Source organism: Leptospira ainazelensis (genome assembly GCF_016918785.1).
Classification (GTDB): domain Bacteria; phylum Spirochaetota; class Leptospiria; order Leptospirales; family Leptospiraceae; genus Leptospira; species Leptospira ainazelensis.
This window is the reverse complement of the sequence record NZ_JAFFPT010000032.1, coordinates 34,894-51,403: the sequence shown is the minus strand read 5'-3', so window position 1 is coordinate 51,403 and position 16,510 is coordinate 34,894. Positions and strand designations below refer to the sequence as shown.

Annotated in this window: 18 protein-coding genes and 1 pseudogene; 10 read left to right on the top strand and 9 right to left on the bottom strand. The window is 42.5% G+C overall.

The window, feature by feature from the left end:
- Nucleotides 1–227 precede the first annotated feature (227 nt).
- Nucleotides 228–617 (bottom strand): DUF3703 domain-containing protein, encoded by a 390-nt coding sequence (locus JWG44_RS08780; RefSeq protein ID WP_232371566.1) that lies wholly within the window; start codon nucleotides 615–617, stop codon nucleotides 228–230.
- Between JWG44_RS08780 and JWG44_RS08775 the strand changes: the two genes are divergently transcribed.
- A complete protein-coding gene (locus tag JWG44_RS08775) occupies nucleotides 606–839 on the top strand; it encodes a hypothetical protein (RefSeq protein WP_205274646.1) in 234 nt (77 codons plus the stop codon). The genes JWG44_RS08780 and JWG44_RS08775 overlap by 12 nt on opposite strands.
- A gap of 93 nt (nucleotides 840–932) precedes the next feature.
- Here the strand turns inward: JWG44_RS08775 and JWG44_RS08770 are convergent, their stop codons facing one another.
- The 3 genes and pseudogenes from JWG44_RS08770 to JWG44_RS08765 form a co-directional block, all read right to left on the bottom strand.
- A complete protein-coding gene (locus tag JWG44_RS08770) occupies nucleotides 933–1,280 on the bottom strand; it encodes a nucleotidyltransferase domain-containing protein (protein WP_205274580.1) in 348 nt (115 codons plus the stop codon).
- A gap of 50 nt (nucleotides 1,281–1,330) precedes the next feature.
- Nucleotides 1,331–1,453 (bottom strand): annotated as a pseudogene (locus JWG44_RS22635) (HEPN domain-containing protein); the annotation flags it as partial.
- Between the two features lie 6 nt (nucleotides 1,454–1,459).
- Entirely contained in the window at nucleotides 1,460–2,740 is a 1,281-nt protein-coding gene (locus JWG44_RS08765; protein ID WP_205274579.1) for a citrate/2-methylcitrate synthase, read from the bottom strand.
- A gap of 116 nt (nucleotides 2,741–2,856) precedes the next feature.
- Between JWG44_RS08765 and JWG44_RS08760 the strand changes: the two genes are divergently transcribed.
- From JWG44_RS08760 to JWG44_RS08730, 7 genes are all read left to right on the top strand, one after another.
- Nucleotides 2,857–3,954 carry a helix-turn-helix domain-containing protein gene (locus JWG44_RS08760; protein WP_205274578.1) on the top strand — a complete coding sequence of 366 codons (1,098 nt, stop codon included), beginning with the start codon at nucleotides 2,857–2,859 and terminating at the stop codon, nucleotides 3,952–3,954.
- Between the two features lie 99 nt (nucleotides 3,955–4,053).
- Entirely contained in the window at nucleotides 4,054–5,025 is a 972-nt protein-coding gene (locus JWG44_RS08755) for a M24 family metallopeptidase (protein ID WP_205274577.1), read from the top strand.
- A 142-nt stretch (nucleotides 5,026–5,167) separates the two neighbouring features.
- Nucleotides 5,168–5,998: a metal-dependent hydrolase gene (locus JWG44_RS08750; protein WP_205274576.1), complete on the top strand. Its 831-nt coding sequence runs from the start codon at nucleotides 5,168–5,170 to the stop codon at nucleotides 5,996–5,998.
- Nucleotides 5,995–6,819: an SDR family NAD(P)-dependent oxidoreductase gene (locus JWG44_RS08745; RefSeq protein ID WP_205274575.1), complete on the top strand. Its 825-nt coding sequence runs from the start codon at nucleotides 5,995–5,997 to the stop codon at nucleotides 6,817–6,819. The genes JWG44_RS08750 and JWG44_RS08745 overlap by 4 nt, the downstream gene beginning before the upstream one ends.
- A 154-nt stretch (nucleotides 6,820–6,973) precedes the next feature.
- The gene (locus tag JWG44_RS08740) at nucleotides 6,974–7,951 is read left to right on the top strand and encodes an alpha/beta fold hydrolase (RefSeq protein WP_232371565.1); all 978 of its coding nucleotides are present in this window, start codon (nucleotides 6,974–6,976) and stop codon (nucleotides 7,949–7,951) included.
- 144 nt (nucleotides 7,952–8,095) lie between these two features.
- Nucleotides 8,096–9,121 carry a hypothetical protein gene (locus tag JWG44_RS08735; RefSeq protein WP_232371564.1) on the top strand — a complete coding sequence of 342 codons (1,026 nt, stop codon included), beginning with the start codon at nucleotides 8,096–8,098 and terminating at the stop codon, nucleotides 9,119–9,121.
- A 16-nt stretch (nucleotides 9,122–9,137) separates the two neighbouring features.
- Complete coding sequence (locus tag JWG44_RS08730) at nucleotides 9,138–9,647, top strand: C40 family peptidase (protein WP_205274573.1); 510 nt, start codon at nucleotides 9,138–9,140, stop codon at nucleotides 9,645–9,647.
- 160 nt (nucleotides 9,648–9,807) lie between these two features.
- Here the strand turns inward: JWG44_RS08730 and JWG44_RS08725 are convergent, their stop codons facing one another.
- The 3 genes from JWG44_RS08725 to JWG44_RS08715 form a co-directional block, all read right to left on the bottom strand.
- Complete coding sequence (locus tag JWG44_RS08725; RefSeq protein ID WP_205274572.1) at nucleotides 9,808–10,800, bottom strand: hypothetical protein; 993 nt, start codon at nucleotides 10,798–10,800, stop codon at nucleotides 9,808–9,810.
- An 89-nt stretch (nucleotides 10,801–10,889) separates the two neighbouring features.
- Nucleotides 10,890–11,549 (bottom strand): S1 family peptidase, encoded by a 660-nt coding sequence (locus tag JWG44_RS08720; RefSeq protein ID WP_205274571.1) that lies wholly within the window; start codon nucleotides 11,547–11,549, stop codon nucleotides 10,890–10,892.
- Between the two features lie 132 nt (nucleotides 11,550–11,681).
- Nucleotides 11,682–12,569, bottom strand: a complete 888-nt coding sequence (locus JWG44_RS08715; protein WP_205274570.1) for an alpha/beta fold hydrolase — start codon at nucleotides 12,567–12,569, stop codon at nucleotides 11,682–11,684.
- Between the two features lie 142 nt (nucleotides 12,570–12,711).
- Here JWG44_RS08715 and JWG44_RS08710 point away from each other — a divergent pair, with 142 nt between their 5' ends.
- Nucleotides 12,712–13,713, top strand: coding sequence for a class I SAM-dependent methyltransferase (locus JWG44_RS08710; protein WP_205274569.1), 1,002 nt, complete (start codon nucleotides 12,712–12,714; stop codon nucleotides 13,711–13,713).
- Nucleotides 13,714–13,946: 233 nt separating this feature from the next.
- Here JWG44_RS08710 and JWG44_RS08705 read toward each other — a convergent pair whose 3' ends face one another.
- The gene (locus tag JWG44_RS08705) at nucleotides 13,947–14,840 is read right to left on the bottom strand and encodes an EAL domain-containing protein (RefSeq protein ID WP_232371563.1); all 894 of its coding nucleotides are present in this window, start codon (nucleotides 14,838–14,840) and stop codon (nucleotides 13,947–13,949) included.
- A 217-nt stretch (nucleotides 14,841–15,057) separates the two neighbouring features.
- On the opposite strand from JWG44_RS08705, the gene JWG44_RS08700 reads away from it, so the two are divergent.
- Nucleotides 15,058–15,807, top strand: coding sequence for a hypothetical protein (locus JWG44_RS08700; protein ID WP_205274567.1), 750 nt, complete (start codon nucleotides 15,058–15,060; stop codon nucleotides 15,805–15,807).
- A 15-nt stretch (nucleotides 15,808–15,822) separates the two neighbouring features.
- On the opposite strand, the gene JWG44_RS08695 is transcribed toward JWG44_RS08700, so the two are convergent.
- Nucleotides 15,823–16,506, bottom strand: coding sequence for a response regulator (locus JWG44_RS08695; RefSeq protein WP_205274566.1), 684 nt, complete (start codon nucleotides 16,504–16,506; stop codon nucleotides 15,823–15,825).
- Between the last annotated feature and the right edge of the window lie 4 nt (nucleotides 16,507–16,510).

Below are 16,510 nucleotides of genomic sequence, written 5' to 3'. Positions count from 1 at the left end.
AAAGTGTGAGTTCCTACTTTTTCGAACTCCACAGAAAAACTTTGGTCTTCCGAGGAATGTAGGAACTCCATCGTTTTTCTTTTCGGGATTTGCCGTGAAGGGACGTCTCCGAGAAAAGTGTGAGTTCCTACTTTTCGAACTCCACAGAAGAACTTTGGTCTTCCGAGGGATGTGGGAACTCCCAAAAATCCTCGGCTTCGCACAAACCCGCCTTCCTTCAGCGCCTCTTAAGAAAACTTCCCTTTCAGTCCCGATAAACCTTTCCCGCTAGTATCCGCGTTCGCAAGGAGTTCCCGCAAATCTTCCGGAAGAGGAAGTGATGCAAGGATCGGAACATTCGCTCCACCCGTATTTCCTACCGGAACCCGATTGAAAAGAGAACCCAATCCTCCGACGGAAACCCGCAGGAGTTGACCGAAAAATTCTCTTCCATTTCCGGTTCTAACTGCGAAAACGAGCATTCTAAAATGAATCCCCGTATGCGGGACCGGATGGTATTGACCGATCAGATGAGCTCTCTCCAGAAATTTCCAAGCTTCTCTCCAATCCTTCTCTTTGAGTTTGGAACGATACGAAGCAAGTTCCTCTTTGTATGCGGCTTTGAAATGATTTGGCATTCTAAAATTCATAGAACCTCTTGGATGAAAGATCTTTCTATGATAGAACAAAACGAACGAAACGTCTTGAAGAAAGGGGCTGTTCTGAAGAAACCTTTTTCGATCGGAAGAAGAATTTTTACGGGAGAATCGCCAACGCCCTTTGGAAAATTTTCGACCATTTCTAACAGCAGTTTTTATAAGAATGGGGATTGGGATTGTATCAAACCGAATGTCGAGTGAAAAGAAACAAATCAGAGGACGGGGGTTGGAGATTCGAACGATTTTGGATCCGTGTTGAGAATCAAAACGAAACTATACTTTGAAAGAAGTATATTACAAAAGTGGAATCATTTCTGCAAAGACCGTTTTCCAAAAACCGGGATATTGGCTTTGTTCTCGGATTTTTTCCCATTCTTCTTCCGTATAAACGAATAAGTTCCACTCGACGGGAAGTTTTAGAAGTTCCGGAAAAAGTTCCTGTCTTTTTAAAAAGGGAAGATCCGTTTTTGTAATTACGATCAGGTCCACGTCGCTATAAGCGTGCTCCGAATTTCTTGCAACACTTCCGAATAAAAACGTCTTGTTTACTTTTTCCCGAAGAGACGATTGAATTTTTTGGATCAGTTCTTCTCGAGTCATTCCGCCGAGGGGATCTCTTTTCGGGAAAACGATTACGCTCATCGGAGTTTTTCTTTTACGATGCCGATCAATTTTTCCGCAAATGCGACGGCTTCCCCCACTTGCTGACAGACAAAACACGTCTGCGCAAAAAAACCCGATTGTAAAGAAGCTTCCGCTCATTCCAAATCTCTTTCGGCTTGGGAGAGCCAGTCTTTCCATCTCGGGTTCTGCATCGTAGTTTATCTTTCGGAAAGTGGAACGTATTTTCTTCCGATCTCTCCGGTATAAATTTGTTTTGGACGAGCCTTGCTGTAGTTACCGGAAACCCTTTGTTCTCTCCAATGGGCGAGCCATCCGGGGAGTTTTCCTATCACCTGCATCGCGGTAAAAAGTTCTTTTGGAATTCCGATCGAATTGAAAATCACGGCGCTGTAGAATTCAAGATTCGGATACAGATTCTGATTGATATAATATTCATCATTTTGCATGTATTCGTCGATCTTGAGGGCGACTTCGGCGATCGGATTGAGAGGATGTTTTTTGTAGAATTCGTGAAAGAGTTTTCCGGCGATGATCGCCCTTCTACTTTTTGCGGCGTAGGCCTTGTGACCAAAACCGTTTGAAAAAAGTCTTTCCGAATCCCCTTTGAACTTCTCGAAATATTCCGCGACCGTCTTTCTGGATTTGATGATGTCTTCGATCAGACCGACCGCAGCTACTTGACGCCCGCCTTCTCTGGAACCCCAGAGAGCGTTGATCGCGGAAGAAATCGAAGCAAAAAGATTCGCCTGAGTGGAACCTATCACTTGAACCGTAGTGTTGGAAACGTTCTGTTCGTGATCCGCGTAAAGAATCCAGAGTTGATTGAGAATCCGGTCCACGTCTTCGCTCGGAACGTGATCCTTGGAAGGTATCGAAAACAACATATAAAGAAAGTTCGTACAATAAGGATGTTTGTCCAAAGGATAAACAAAAGGTTGTCCCACGATCTTTTTGTAACTAAAGGCCGCGATCGTTCTGATCTTTGCAAGAAGTCTTGCGGAATGATCGATCCCTTTGTCCAGGGATTCTTCATATTCTTCCGGATAATAACTGGAAAGGGAAGTGACCATCACGGAAAGGACCGCGAGAGGATGACCTTTTCCTGGAAAGCCGTCGAAAAGATTGATCATGTCCTCGTGAATCAAAGAGTGTTTGGAAAGTTTTAAGGAGAAGTCCTTGAGTTGTTGTTCGGTGGGAAGTTTTCCATAGATCAAAAGATAGCTCGTTTCCACAAAGGTGGAATGTTGAACGAGGTCCGCGACGTCGTAACCTCTATAATGAAGATCCCCCGAATCCGGATCTCTTCTGGAAATGCGGCTCACTGCATAGGCGGTATTAAAAAAGCCGGGATCGTAGGAAATGAGTCCGGTTTTTTGATGGAGTTCACGAATATCGATTCCTTTTTTTCCATCCGTTCCGGCGATCAATGGCAACTGGTAGGATTTCTCCCCAACTTTGATTTCAACGAATTCACTCATACCGATAGGGAACCTCGGAGAATGGTATGCGTCAATTCTTCTAATTTTGCGAACGTCGATTTTTCCCGATTCTTCTGGACAAAACTTCGGGGTCGGCTTTCCTTCTCGCATTTCCTATGCACCCGATTTCAGCTCCGGATCTACTCTGGCTTGGTCTCCAATTTTTGATTCAACTTGGTCCGGGATATTGTATCCTCCTTTTTTTTACCGAGCTCGCCAAACACAAACGTGGAGAAGAATTTACGGGGATGTTTTTTTTGGCCTTTCTTATGGCCTCCGTGGAATCTCGGATCGGTTTGGTATCGGTTCCCGGAACGGGCGGGTATCCGTTTCTTTGGATCTTCTTTTTTTCGTCCCTCTTTGCGATGGGCCCCGTACTTCTCCTTGTCTTGGGAAGAATGCTCGAATTTGCACTGGAAAAAAAGATTCCCCTCAAGAGACATTTTTTTCCGGCGTATCTGGCGATTCTTTGCGAGATGATTTTTTTTCTTTTTCCGATGGATTCGAAATCGGAACTCATTCAGGACGCGTTTGTACATCGAGGCAAAAGTCCGATTTCTCTTCTGATCGGAATCGGTTATCTCCACCTAACGTTCTATTGTTTTTATTCGGTCTATCTTTTTTGGAAATCCTTTCGAGAGATCGACTTCCATCTATCCAGGCTTGCGTCCTGGATTCTTCTGATCACGATCGTATCGGTTCAACTTTCCGGAATCGGATTCTACCTTGATTTTCCAAAACTATTCGCGTTTGCTTCTGTTTTGATGACGTTTGGGAACGGACTCGTCTTTGTGTTCACGGCGCGATATCCGAACTTCTTCAATTCTCTCAAGTTGGAATTACAACAAAAACGATACGAGAAAACGCAGTTAGGCGGACTCAACCTGGATGCGATCCGAACTCGTCTGAACGAACTTATGGAAGAGGAAAAAATTTATCGAGAGGAAGAATTGCGGATGCAGGATCTCGCCGAAAAACTTCTCATCACTCCGCATCAGCTTTCTCGGATCCTCAACGAATTGTATGAAAAGAATTTTAACGAATTCATCAACGGATTCCGAGTGAGAGAGGCCAAAAAGATTCTTCTCGAAGAACCGGAAAAGACGATTCTTTCGATCGGCTTCGAGGTCGGTTTTAATACGAAGTCCACATTCAACGCTCAATTCTTAAAAATCGCCGGAATGACTCCCGCAGAGTGGAGAAAAAAAATCTAAAAAGCGGTCGGAAATCATAAGATTGGACGATTACTCCCGTAACATACGTTACAATCTCCGAACCGAACTCGCTTCCGAGAGTTTGAGAGGAGAGGAAGAATGTCTCGAGAGTATTATACGGCCGCCGATCTAAACGATTTTAAGAATGTGCAAAAACTTGCATACGATGCCGTGGAATGGGTCCGCGGCCGCCTCGTGGCCGGAATGACTGAAAAAACCGCGGCTTCTTTGATCGATTCTTATATTTACGAAAGGGGGGGAAAGAATTTCTTTCATTACGGATTTGCGTGGTTCGGAGATCGAACCTGCTTTCGAGGATTCAGAAGACCTCTCACTTGGAAACGGATCGGAGGCGAAGGACTTCTTCCGCACTTCGGATTTCAGTTTCAACCATCCAATCGAAAGTTAAAGGAAGGAATGGCGGTGATCCTGGATGTTGCGCCTAACGTGAAAGGTGTGACCGCGGACGTGGGATATTCTTTCTCCTTCGGAAAAAATTCCGAAGTGGAACAAGGACTCAAGGATCTCAAAGAATTCAGAACTCTCATCTTAGAATTGGTCCGGGCCGAAAAAAACATGGGCGATATCTATCAAGTCTGCGACGATCTCATCCACGATCTCGGCTATTCCAATTGTCATACGATTTATCCTAACGGGGTTCTTGGTCACAAAGTCGGAAAGGTTCCGGCTTCTAATTTTCCAGCGGGCAGGCTGCTAGGTTTTCCACCGCAGACCTTTCTTTATTTGGTTCCTCAGATTTTAAAAGGAATCTTTGCTCCTTCTTCCAACGCCTCTCCACTCTGGGGAGAATTTACAAAGTCCCGAGTAGACGCGGGGCTTTGGGCAGTCGAGCCGCATATCGGAAAGATCCATTCGGGTTCCAGAGCGGAAGAAAGTTTCGGAGTAAAATGGGAAGAGATCTTAGTCGTAAGCGACACCGACGCGTTCTGGCTCGACGAGGATCTTCCACACGTTCGTTTCTGGAAAGAATCGGAAAGGATTTCAAAGACGAAAAAGGTTTCCTCGTTGTCGAAGACGAAAACGACAAAACTCAAGGTAGGAGTAGCTTAAGACGGACTGAAATGTTTCTAAAAATTGAGATATTTTGGAAAGAAGGTTCCGTAAGGAAGAATGTCTCGATCTTATTTTTTATCCCTATGAAGTATACAATAAAAGAAGAATATTCTAAAATAAGAATGCGAATGGAACAACTATGAATCAGATCCAAAAACCGGATTATCCGGTCCGAAAACCCAGATTCCAATTTTCGAGCGACGTGCCAAAACATTGGTGCGGAGGAAACGCGTCTCTTACCCACGTATTGAACGCTTGGACGATTCTCTTTCCGGAAGGGGAAAAATACTTTATCAGAACGATTCAGAGACAAATACCGAAACTCAAAGAGGGCAAGGTAAAAAGAAACGCGATCGCCTTTGTGGGTCAGGAAGCTCAACACGCGGGGGAACACAAAAAGTTCTGGCAAAATCTCAAAGACCAAGGGTATCGATTCGAAGGTTTTATGAATTTTGTGGTTTGGTTCGCCTTTGGTCTTTTGGAAAAACTTTTTTCCGAAAGAATGAATCTGGCCGCCGTCGCCGGTCTGGAACATTATACTTCTCTCGTCGCGGATCTCGGTTTGAGAAGCGGACTTCTCAAGCCGGCTCATCCTGAGATGAGAAGGCTCTTTGAGTGGCACGCGGCCGAAGAGTTGGAACACAAGTCGGCGGCCTTTGACGTCTTGAAAGAGGTAACACAGAGTTATTGGATTCGTGTGATGGGAATGTGTATCGCGTCCGGAATTTTTTTCGCCTTTACGTTTGTTGCGGTTTTGCTGTTTCTCTGGCAGGATGGAATTCTTTTTCGATTTCAAACTCAGAGAGAACTCTTTCGACTTCTCTTTACAAAAGAGAAAGTTTTGCCTTTAACGATGCGGGCCGCGTTTCGATACTTTCGGGTTTCTTTTCATCCCGACGAAGAGGACAATCTCCACTTAGCCAAAGAAATTTTTTCATCCCAAGAACACCAATACAGAGAAGCGATATGAGCAAATTGAAAGAGAAAACGATCTTAATCACCGGAGCTAATGGAGGTTTCGGAAGAGAACTGACAAAACAACTTTTGGAAAAAGGAGCCGATCTGATTCTTACCGATCTAAAGGCTCCGAGTACGGACTCCGATTTTTATCTACAAAGAAAATGGCTTGAACACTACGGCAACGGATCTCAACAACAACACGTTGGAAAGATTCTCGGAAGTTTTTCGGGAGATCTGCAAACACAAGAAGGTTGTAAGGACGTATATCAGAATACTCTAAAGTTTTCTCCAAAGGGTGTGGACGTGTTGATCAACAACGCGGGACTTGCATTCAAAGGCGGGCTTTTGGATGTTCCCGATAAAAACTGGAATCTCATTCTGGATGTAAATTTGTACGCGCCGATTCATCTGAGTCGTTTGTTTGTTCCCGCGATGTTGGAAAGAAAACAAGGACAGATTGTAAACCTTTCTTCGGTTGCGGGTCATGTCGCCGCCGGAGAATTGATCTACTATTCCATTTCCAAATTCGGAATCAGGGCGATGGGAGAAGCGATGGACGCCGCTCTTCGAAAGAAAGGAGTCGCCGTTACGAATGTGTATCCGTTTTTTGCGGATACCGGAATTCTCAAATCGCAGCAATTCGGAAAACAACAGGATATTCCGATGGGAATCGTGGATAGTCCGATAACGGTCGTAAAAGCGATCGTAAAAGGAATGGAAAAAAGAAAACTTCACGTCTTCCCCGGAATCAAATCCAAGACTATCAGTTTTTTGAGTCGAATGACTCCGAATATCGTTCATAAGATTACGAGCTTGAACGATCGATTATAAAAAAAGTATATTAAGAATTAATTGTGCTACTTCCGCTCTTATCTTAAGAAGCGGCATTTTGCAGATGCCGATTGTTTTTAAACGAGAATTCGGAATCGATCTAAAAACGTGATCTGTTAGGAAAGGGAAGAGATTCTTAAAAATGGGAAAGGATATGATTGCTCTGTCATTTGAAAAACAAAAAACATTCCAAAAATCAAAAGCATCCCTCTCGTTTCAAACGACGTTTGTCCGCAACGGGAACTTGGATCTTTTTTTAAAATACAATACAACCGCCTTGGAAAGACCGGACCGGGAAACGATTCTATTTGTGCACGGATATCCGGACGAACATTCGACTTGGAATTCGCAGTTACAATTCTTATCCAAAGAATTCAACGTGGGCGCGTTGGATCTGAGGGGCGCCGGGAATTCGAGTAAACCGGAAAGACAAAAAGATTATAACGCTCGTATCGTGTTTCAAGACTTTGAGGCTGTGATTCGATTTTTAGGAAACGGAAAACCGGTTCATCTTGTAGCTCACGATTGGGGCGCCATCTTATCTTGGGCTTTTGTCGGTGATTTAGAATATTCTAAACTGATTCTTTCCTACACCGCGATGGGAGGACCACATCCGATTCTCGCGAGAAATCTGATGTTTCGTTATTTTTTCAGTTTTAGTCCGAGAAAGATTTGGATTTCGCTGAAACAATCCTTGAAGTCCTGGTATATCCTATTCTTCCAGATTCCGGGACTTCCGAACTTTTTACTCTCTAAGTTTACGATGTTTTTTTGGAAATATCTTATGTATACGGCGGAGATCCCGAAAGGAGATCCGATGCGGAATTTTACAAAAGAAGAAATTCTCAAAAGCGCTCTTTATCCGGTCAATTTATATAAAGAGCTCATTCAAGGAAAAAAATTTCCAACTCCTAAACGAATCATGATCCCGGTCCGAGTTTTGATTCCGTTACGCGACATGGCGATTTGTCCCGAAAGTTACGATTCACACGCGAACGTATGCGATTTTTTGGAAACAACTCTTGTGGATTCCAATCACTGGATTCAAAAAGAAAAACCCGACTTTGTAAGCGAAGAGATTCGAGTTTTTGTGAATCGAAATTCCGCCCGAAAAAATGGAAATCGGAGCTAAATCGGGAATCTAACTGCGTATATCTTGAGAGATGGATTTTCTCTCCGAGTTTGAGACGAAGTAAAAGAAAAAAACATAGCCGTGAGACCGACTCGCGTAATTTTAGTATTTTGATATACTAGATTAGAATTTTTCATCCTCTCAATGATATACGCACAACTTAGAAATCAAACGATTTCAATCCGGTCGATTTTCGGTGTTTTTCTTTTTTGTTTTTTAGTCCTTCCTAACGTTGCGGAAACAAAATCAAAAGATAAAGATTTACAAGACATCGTTCCCTTTGCTCAGGCAAACTTGGAGACAAAAACCGAACCCGTTCCGGCTAACGTAGATCCCAAAAAGGCCGAAGTTGAACGAAGGGTCGATCAACGCAAAGGGAACTGGAGTTTTCAGTGGGGTTACAACCGCGATTATTACACGCAGAGCGACATCACTTTTAAGGGACCAGGTTATAACTTTACGCTCAAAGACGTCGTCGCAAAAGACAAACCCGAAAAGTTCGATCCTTCGGTTTATCTAAATCCCAGTCTTTGGGAAATTCCGCAATACAACTTCCGTCTAACGTATTATTTCGCGGACCGGTTTTTTGTAGCCTTCGGTCAGGATCACATGAAGTACGTGATGAGTCGCGGTCAAGCGTCCAATATCACCGGTTACATAGACCCGCTTGCGATTCAAAGGGCGCATCTTGGGACCGCTTCCGATATGGCCGTTTATCTTTTTCTCTTTCCGGACGCATACAAACGATTGGAGGGGTATCACGGAGGAGAGACGATCAACATCACCCCCGATTTTTTGAAATTCGAACACACGGACGGTCTAAATTTTCTCTATCTGGATGTGGGAACGATTCAGCCTTTATGGGTTTCGTCTAACGGAGAAAACGCGTTGAGTTTTGTCTCTTCCGTAGGCGGAGGTCCGATCGTAGCCCGAAGCGACGTACGCCTGTTTGGCGAAGGAAAGAACAATCACTTTCACACGTCCGGTTACGGAGTATCCGGTTATGTGGCGGGAAGAGCGGATTTATATAAATATTTTTTCTTCGAATTCGGAGCTAAGGGAGGTTATATCGACCTTCCTAATATTTTTACGACCGGGCGTTCCAAAGACCGCGCGAGTCAGAATTTCGGATTTTTGGAGATCATAGTTTTCGGCGGAGTGAACTTTTAAAACGTCTAAACTAAAAATGTTTTCTTCCAAACTCGTTCTCTTTTTTACTCCGTGCATTTTCGCGCTTTGTTTTACGATCTTACACGGAGAAAAGAAGAATCCGGACGAATCCGAACTTCAGAATTACTTTCTTCTACAGCATAAAATCTCCATCGGTCCGCAAGATTCCATTCTTCTTTATAAGGAAGTTTATCGTTGGTTGGGAACCCCTTACAAAGATTATGGAACCGACGAATCGGGTATCGATTGCTCCAGCTTTACCAGTAAAATCTTATCAAAAGTCTACGGATCTAATCTGAGCGGGCCGAGTTATACGATGGTTCCTCGAACGTTTCCGATTTCAAAAGAAGAATTGAAGGAAGGAGATTTGATCTTTTTCACAATATCCGGAAATAAGGTGAGTCACGTCGGGATTTATCTCAAAGACCGGAAGTTTGTTCACGCTTCAGTAAAACGAGGTGTGACGATCAATTCCTTAGAGGAAGAATATTATAAAAAGTATTATACTTCTTCCGGGAGACTTTAGATTTAAGATTAGATCTCTGTGCGCGGTTTTTGATCCGAGTTTTCCCGGTCAGGAATAATAAATTCCGAAAACGGAATATTCAGAAAAAAGTATGTTCCCCGCCGGCGAATCAATCAGAGGGCGGGGAACCTTGGAAGACCGAGGTCATTCTCAAGTTGTTCTATTTGACTGTAACTGAACAATCACCTGAAATTTTATTATCAGTATCGATCTTGATATCGCATGCGACGTCGTAAGTAAACTTATCCTTATTATAAGTCCTGCTTACGTTTACGGAGCCGCCGCCGACTGAACCAGAAACAGAAACGGTTCCGGTTACAACATCCACATAACTTGCCTTGAACTTGAAGTTATTATTCGAAAAAGTAGGGGCTTCCGTAATCGTAGGTTTACTATTGAGTTCGATATTTACGTCTTGCGTAACGTTGACTGTTTGAGCTGAGCCGCCGTTTATTGCCAAATTAGGAGAAGTTGTAGTATTTTTTTCCACATATTTGATGGTAGCGGTCTGTGTAGCCATATCCATACTTGCAAATTCTACTTTAGAATCTCCTGTTAGAGTGATGTCTCCGCTCGAGACTGAGGTTGTCAAGCTCGGATAGTTGAACCAGTCGCTGCTTTGAGAGGCGCACTTATCCATTTTTACTTTTCCGTCCATGTTCATGGAAAAGGACATTCCACCCGCTCCCATACTGGCCGAATAAACAACTTTCATTTTGTCGAGGGTTGCGGTTCCAGAATTGTTGCCTCCGATCTTACAATCGACGGTTCCGTTTAACGTGGCAGAACAAGAAGTTGCGTTGCAGGTTCCAGACTCTTTGGAAAGAGCCGTAGGAAAGGATTGGAAACCTCGCTGTAAAACGGCTATACTCGATTTTTTTTGGACATAGGCTACCAATTTATTCTTTTCCATTTTTGGAATCGGAAAATTAAAATTCGTGGCAACGCCGCCTTGAATACTTGAGCTGATCGAATTGGATAAACCGGAAACTGCGGCTCTCACCTGAGTACTTGTTTTAGTCGCGTTTTCATTCGCGCTCGAAGCGATTCCAAGCAGAAGTAATGCGCTAATATCATCGGACTTCTCCTCTTTACACACGTAAAATTGACTGATCAATATCGTTAGGCAAATTATTTTTGTAAACTTTCTCATCGTTAACTGCACTTCCTTATAAGCAAAAAAGTGATAAAATGACGCGACCGTTTTGTCAAATAAATATTTCTGAAATAATACAACTTCGATTATAGGTCGCGCAAAAAAACTTTGATATAGCCGTAAGGAATCACCAATCCGATTTGGCTTCCTTCGGAGATGCCAATAGAAGAGCGGACGATTCCGAATACTTTTCCGTTTTCCAAAAAAACGCAGGAGCCGCTGGCGCCAGGATACGCAATCTGGTTTACTTGAATAAAAGGAATATTAGGAAAGGTAGGATCAAATTGAGTTCGTTCTACATGAGAAATATACCCGAAATAAATTCCCGGTGTTCCTCCGTAAGCCCCGGTCCATGCAAAAACCTTAAGGCCTTCTATAATTTCGGAGCGGTCGACGAATTCTAAATCATCTTTCGGAAAGATTTTCGAAGTTCCTTTGAGTTCGAGTAAAGCTAAGTCGAATTTTCTCTCTCTCTTAAGTAATGCCGCTTTGAAGAAATTCTTTCCATCATAGGAAACGAAAATTTCGTCATAAAGATCCCGAAGAATATGTTCAGTAGTCAATATCCGGTTATTTCCAAAGACACATCCGGTTCCTAACGGAGCTAAATTTTTATCTCTGTAAATCAAGACGGATCGATTTTTTTTATCTTCCCATTTTCCCGCGGATTCTTTAGGAAGTCGGCAATGAGTTATCAAAAGAAAAAGTAAAACACATAAGAAAGATATTTCTTTATATTTTTGCATGAATCGTCTCCGAGGAACTTTCGATACAACCAAAATGACCCCAAAGACCTCATCAAGAAAATTATTGTTTTGAATATCCAAAAATCAACGTTGAATCGTTCTCGATAAAAGTAGATTGTATGATAGTTGTTTTTACGCGGAATATTTCGCGACAAATTTTTGGATAAGGTCAGTCACTACTTTTGGTTGTTCTCTATGAACCCAGTGGTTCGAATCTAATTTATGAATTTCTAATTTTTCCACATAGTCCCTTGAATTCTCGTAAACTTCGGGAAGAACTATAAAGTCCTTTTCAGGAACGATCAATTGTACTGGAACTCGAATTGTGGAAGGTTCTGCAATCACGGTTTTACCGAACAATAATTCTCGGAAGAGGTGGATCGGAGCCATGGTCGCACTATAAATATCGTTTCGACTCATCTGTCGTAGGTGATCCTTTTTGGGAACACCTCCTAAGTCCATGACCAATTTGTAAATGGGTTCTCCGAAATTCTGCCAGAGAAACTCTGGTAACATAGGAATTTGATAAAACCAAATATACCAGGAACGCAAGCCTTGATCCAATACCTTTTTCCAATTTTCAAGTTTGAGACTGAAAATATCGTCGATCATCCTTTTGCCGGCGAGCCAGGGGTGCGGACCGGAGATCGCAGTAAAGGATCGCACATAACTTGAATATTCAGGATCACTAATGAGCAACCATCCTAGGGCGGCCCCCCAGTCGTGTCCCACAAGATGTATTCTTTTATCCTTGGAAAGAAATCGGATCGCTTCCAAAAGATCCGGAAGAATCATTGCATAATTGTATTCGGCTTGTTCCAAGGGTTTTGAGGATCTTCCAAAACCTCTCAGATCGATCGCTCCAAGTCTATAAGAAGTTTCCAGAGCTTCGATTTGTAAATCCCAGGTTCTATGAGTATCCGGATAACCGTGTACAAAAAGAAGCACGTCCTTGGATTCGGTTTCGGAATAAGTAAGAAACAATTTTACTTTTTGATTTTCAAGGTAAGTGTATTTCAAAAGTTCATCTCCAAGGTTACGAACCGAAGCTTCGTAAAAGGCCAGGCTATCCTCGATCTATACTGCAAATTTTCCAGTCTTTTTAAAGATTTTTAATTTTTGTTCTGGTTGGATTTTCGGGAGTAGATTCTATCTTGGTTTCATGTCAGAGAATGGATCCGAAGAAGCAAATTCGCTTAACGATTCCGGGAATCCGACGGTGATGTTTCGAAACCGTCTTTCCAGAATGTCCAAACACTGGAAGAAATGGGCTCGAAAACGGGGGCTTCAGTGTTTTCGAATTTACGACAGAGATATTCCTCAAGTTCCGGTGAGCGTCGATCTCTACGGACCCTATTGTCAAATCTCCGCCTATAAAAACAGCTATGAAATTTCGGAAGAGGAAAGAGAAAAAGAAAATCGAGAAATCGATAAAATCGTATCCGAAGTTCTAAACCTCGGTCCGGAAAATATCTTTTGGAAAAAAAGGGAACCCAAAAAAGGCGCATTACAATACGAGAAACAATCCGAACAATCGGAGTTGTTGGAAGTGGAAGAGAACGGACTTCGTTTTTATGTGAATCTTTCCGATTATCTCGACACCGGTTTATTTTTAGATCACAGAATCACCCGGGATCTTGTTCGTAAGGAAGCAAAGGATAAGAAATTCTTAAACTTGTTTTCTTATACCGGCTCCTTTACGGTTTATGCCGCGTCAGGCGGCGCTTCCAAAAGTCTCAGCATCGATCTTTCCAACACTTATCTCGCTTGGGCCGAAGAGAATCTCAGGGCTAACGGTTTATCTACGACAAAACATAGAATGTTGCGCGCCGACGTTATGGAATGGTTGAGGACCGAACGAAAGGAAAACGATCGTGAAAAATACGATTTGATCGTAGTCGACCCCCCGACTTTTTCCAATAGTAAGAAGATGATCGATATTTTCGACGTTCAAAGAGATCACGTCGAAATTCTTAATATTCTCTATCGAGACTTTGCGCTTCCGGGCGCGGTTCTTTACTTCTCCACCAACTTTAGGAAGTTTCAACTTTCCGAAAAATCGATTCTTTGGGATCAAATCGAAAACATTTCCAAAAAGACATTGCCCGATGACTTTAGAAACGAGAGAATTCATTTTTGCTGGAGAATGCAAAAACCGAACTGATTTTTTGCGAATGAGAACGAATTCGTTACAACATACAACAACACATTGAATCGTAATCAAAGAATATAATAATTTTAATATATATTAAAAATTGAATCTCTTTGTTCGATTTTCGGTTCAGGTTTTCATTGTACGGGAAAGGTTCGGGGCACAGTCAAACTTTTTGTTTTACACCGTGAGCTCGCGGGGTGTCGGCTAAAACCGGGATTTGATTTTTAGAAATTCTTAAAAACTCAGACTAAAACGTTCTTTGTTTGAAAAAGGTATCCTTGAACGAGAGGGAATCGCATCTCCGATGCCAATCGAAGGTCATCGGCCGTTTCGATTCCTTCTAAGATACAAAGTATATTCGAATCCCTGGCAAAATCAAGAAAACCCCAGAGTAAGTATTTGTAAGACTCTTTTATTCGGATGAGATTCAGCCAATGTTTATCAAATTTAACAAATTTAGAATATTCCAAAAATTCAAAACAGAAAAGGTTCTCTTTTCCGCCGACGTCGTCCAGGGCCAACGGAATATCCGCTTCGTATAACGTTTTTAAACAGAAACGTGTATCCGAAACCAGAGTAGAATCCGTATTTTCAATAATTTCGCACACAATATTTTTTTCCCCGTTAAGCAGATCGCGCCAATGTTTGGCATGGTTTTCGTTTTTACAAACGTGCGGATCCAGATTGAGAAAAAGACGTTTGTTATAAGGGCGATTCCGAATTTGGAAACGTTTTAGATTCTTTTCAAATTCGAAAAAGAGTTCTTCCTGATTGTGTAATTCTTTGAATACGAAATCCGGTGAGACATTTTGATCTTCGATCTTAAATCGAGCCAGCGCTTCGTAAGCGAATATTTCCCCATTCTCGAGAGAAATGATCGGCTGGTATTCGGTATGAAAATTTTCCTTTTCTAATATTTCCAATACGGTTTTTAGGAGGATCTCCTTTTCGACTTTGGAGGAGGGAGGATTTGAATTCGGTGACGGATTTTCGGTTAACAAATCGTTTAGAACGTCGGTCACGATTACCCGTTCCGGATTTAAGGAGAAAAGATTTTGAAATACTCTTCGATCTAAAACGGAAGCAGATTCAAACTTCAATAAATCAGTGTTAGGTGCAGATCTAAAAATTCCCATACAAAACCTCATTTTTCCAACCTATGAGGACTTGTAAAAAAGTCAAGATAAATGAGAATAAGTCTCAATATCATAAAATGTTCTTTATTCCCTGCGTTCGTCGATCTGCGTATGAATAGATTTCTCATTTCACAACTTCTAGTTTCTGTAACTTCATCGGTGAACTTTTTCCAATTTACGAGTTCGGCTAGGAAATGAATTGTCTCAAAGGATCCCTATGAAATTCAATCTTCGTACTTCGGACTTCTTTGCGCTTTCCGCGCTCGCACTTTTTATTCTATTCTATCCTTGGGCTCTTCGTTCGGAGGAGTCGGCTTCTTCGCCGATCGGAAATCAGAATGAACGAAGAGCTCAGAAACGTTTTTACATCGGCGGTTTTGGAATCAACGAACTCTCTTGGTTTCAAGCCGGCTATAATGTTGGCGAGCGTTTCTCCGTTTCCTTTCTTGCTCATCAAAGACACCGTGCGGATCATTTTGATTTGGATCGGACCGGATATCAAACGAGTGCGCTTGCTTTTTCTTTGCAAAACAAAAACTTTACTCAAAATCAATACACGATCTCGTTAGAATGGTTTCCGTTTACGATTCCTTATTACATCAGTATCGGTGTTGGTCAGGAATTTTATTTTCAAAGAGATCGTAAGAGCGAATTTACGGTTTATTCCGATGGAAGCGCGGACGGGAAAACATGGCAATATTCTATCTCCAATAAAAGGGCGTATATCGCTCCCGGCGCGGGCTTACGTTATGTGTTCTCTTCGGGGATTTTTTTGAACGGAGGTTTTAGCGTTTTGCTTTTTACGAACAGTTCCGCTCATATTCAGAGAGAAGAAATCAGTTTTTTTAATTTAAAACCGGATCCGGCTATCTTGGATAGAATCTGGAGGGACGCGAAGGAAAAAGAATTGGATCGTGCAAAGGGGATCGGAATTCAACTTTTTTTATCCGCGGGTATTTCGTTTTAATTCGATATAATTTAATCAGAAGTTGACGACGAGTCTATATCCGACTCCCGGTTCGGTTAAAAGCAATTCCGGATTGGACGGATCCGCTTCGATTTTTTTCCTGAGACTTGCAACGTGAACTCTCAACGGTCCGGATTCGTTTTTTGCCAAGGGACCCCAGATATGGCGAATGATTTGTTCCTGAGTCAATACTTTTCCCGCGTGTTGGATCAGTAAAGAAAGGAAAGAGAATTCGATCGGGGTCAAATGAATCGTTTGACCCGAAACTTGAACGATTCTTCCGGCTAAGTCCACGTATAAATTTCCGGAAATAAAAATCGGAGATCCGGGTTCTTGTGTTTTGTTGCGAAGCGCCACTCGGATTCTCGCGAGAAGTTCCCCCATACTAAACGGTTTTGTAATGTAGTCGTCGGCTCCTGTGTCTAAAAGATTGATTTTTTCGGGATCGGAAGATAACACGGATAAGACGATGACCGGAGTTTCGCTCCAGGTTCTGATTTCTCTCAGTGCATCGATTCCGTTTCCGTCGGGAAATTGAAGATCTAAAAGAATGACGTCCGGAGATTCTCCAGCGGCTTTTTGAATCGTTTCTCGAACCGAATTCGCTTCTATCACGTCGTAGTGCGAAGCCGTGAGACTGATCCGAATCATCTTTCGAATTCGATCGTCGTCGTCCGCTACGAGAATTTTAGAATTCATGGGT

Excerpts from the sequence above, each read along its gene's own strand:
- JWG44_RS08745 (WP_205274575.1), top strand. The coding sequence starts at position 5,995 with ATGAGCAAATTGAAAGAGAAAACGATCTTAATCACCGGAGCTAATGGA.
- JWG44_RS08740 (WP_232371565.1), top strand. The coding sequence starts at position 6,974 with ATGATTGCTCTGTCATTTGAAAAACAAAAAACATTCCAAAAATCAAAA.
- JWG44_RS08770 (WP_205274580.1), bottom strand. The coding sequence starts at position 1,280 with ATGAGCGTAATCGTTTTCCCGAAAAGAGATCCCCTCGGCGGAATGACT.
- JWG44_RS08780 (WP_232371566.1), bottom strand. The coding sequence starts at position 617 with ATGCCAAATCATTTCAAAGCCGCATACAAAGAGGAACTTGCTTCGTAT.
- JWG44_RS08710 (WP_205274569.1), top strand. The coding sequence starts at position 12,712 with ATGTCAGAGAATGGATCCGAAGAAGCAAATTCGCTTAACGATTCCGGG.
- JWG44_RS08700 (WP_205274567.1), top strand. The coding sequence starts at position 15,058 with ATGAAATTCAATCTTCGTACTTCGGACTTCTTTGCGCTTTCCGCGCTC.
- JWG44_RS08735 (WP_232371564.1), top strand. The coding sequence starts at position 8,096 with ATGATATACGCACAACTTAGAAATCAAACGATTTCAATCCGGTCGATT.
- JWG44_RS08750 (WP_205274576.1), top strand. The coding sequence starts at position 5,168 with ATGAATCAGATCCAAAAACCGGATTATCCGGTCCGAAAACCCAGATTC.
- JWG44_RS08765 (WP_205274579.1), bottom strand. The coding sequence starts at position 2,740 with ATGAGTGAATTCGTTGAAATCAAAGTTGGGGAGAAATCCTACCAGTTG.
- JWG44_RS08775 (WP_205274646.1), top strand. The coding sequence starts at position 606 with ATGATTTGGCATTCTAAAATTCATAGAACCTCTTGGATGAAAGATCTT.
- JWG44_RS08730 (WP_205274573.1), top strand. The coding sequence starts at position 9,138 with ATGTTTTCTTCCAAACTCGTTCTCTTTTTTACTCCGTGCATTTTCGCG.
- JWG44_RS08760 (WP_205274578.1), top strand. The coding sequence starts at position 2,857 with ATGCACCCGATTTCAGCTCCGGATCTACTCTGGCTTGGTCTCCAATTT.
- JWG44_RS08725 (WP_205274572.1), bottom strand. The coding sequence starts at position 10,800 with ATGAGAAAGTTTACAAAAATAATTTGCCTAACGATATTGATCAGTCAA.
- JWG44_RS08695 (WP_205274566.1), bottom strand. The coding sequence starts at position 16,506 with ATGAATTCTAAAATTCTCGTAGCGGACGACGACGATCGAATTCGAAAG.
- JWG44_RS08720 (WP_205274571.1), bottom strand. The coding sequence starts at position 11,549 with ATGCAAAAATATAAAGAAATATCTTTCTTATGTGTTTTACTTTTTCTT.
- JWG44_RS08755 (WP_205274577.1), top strand. The coding sequence starts at position 4,054 with ATGTCTCGAGAGTATTATACGGCCGCCGATCTAAACGATTTTAAGAAT.
- JWG44_RS08705 (WP_232371563.1), bottom strand. The coding sequence starts at position 14,840 with ATGGGAATTTTTAGATCTGCACCTAACACTGATTTATTGAAGTTTGAA.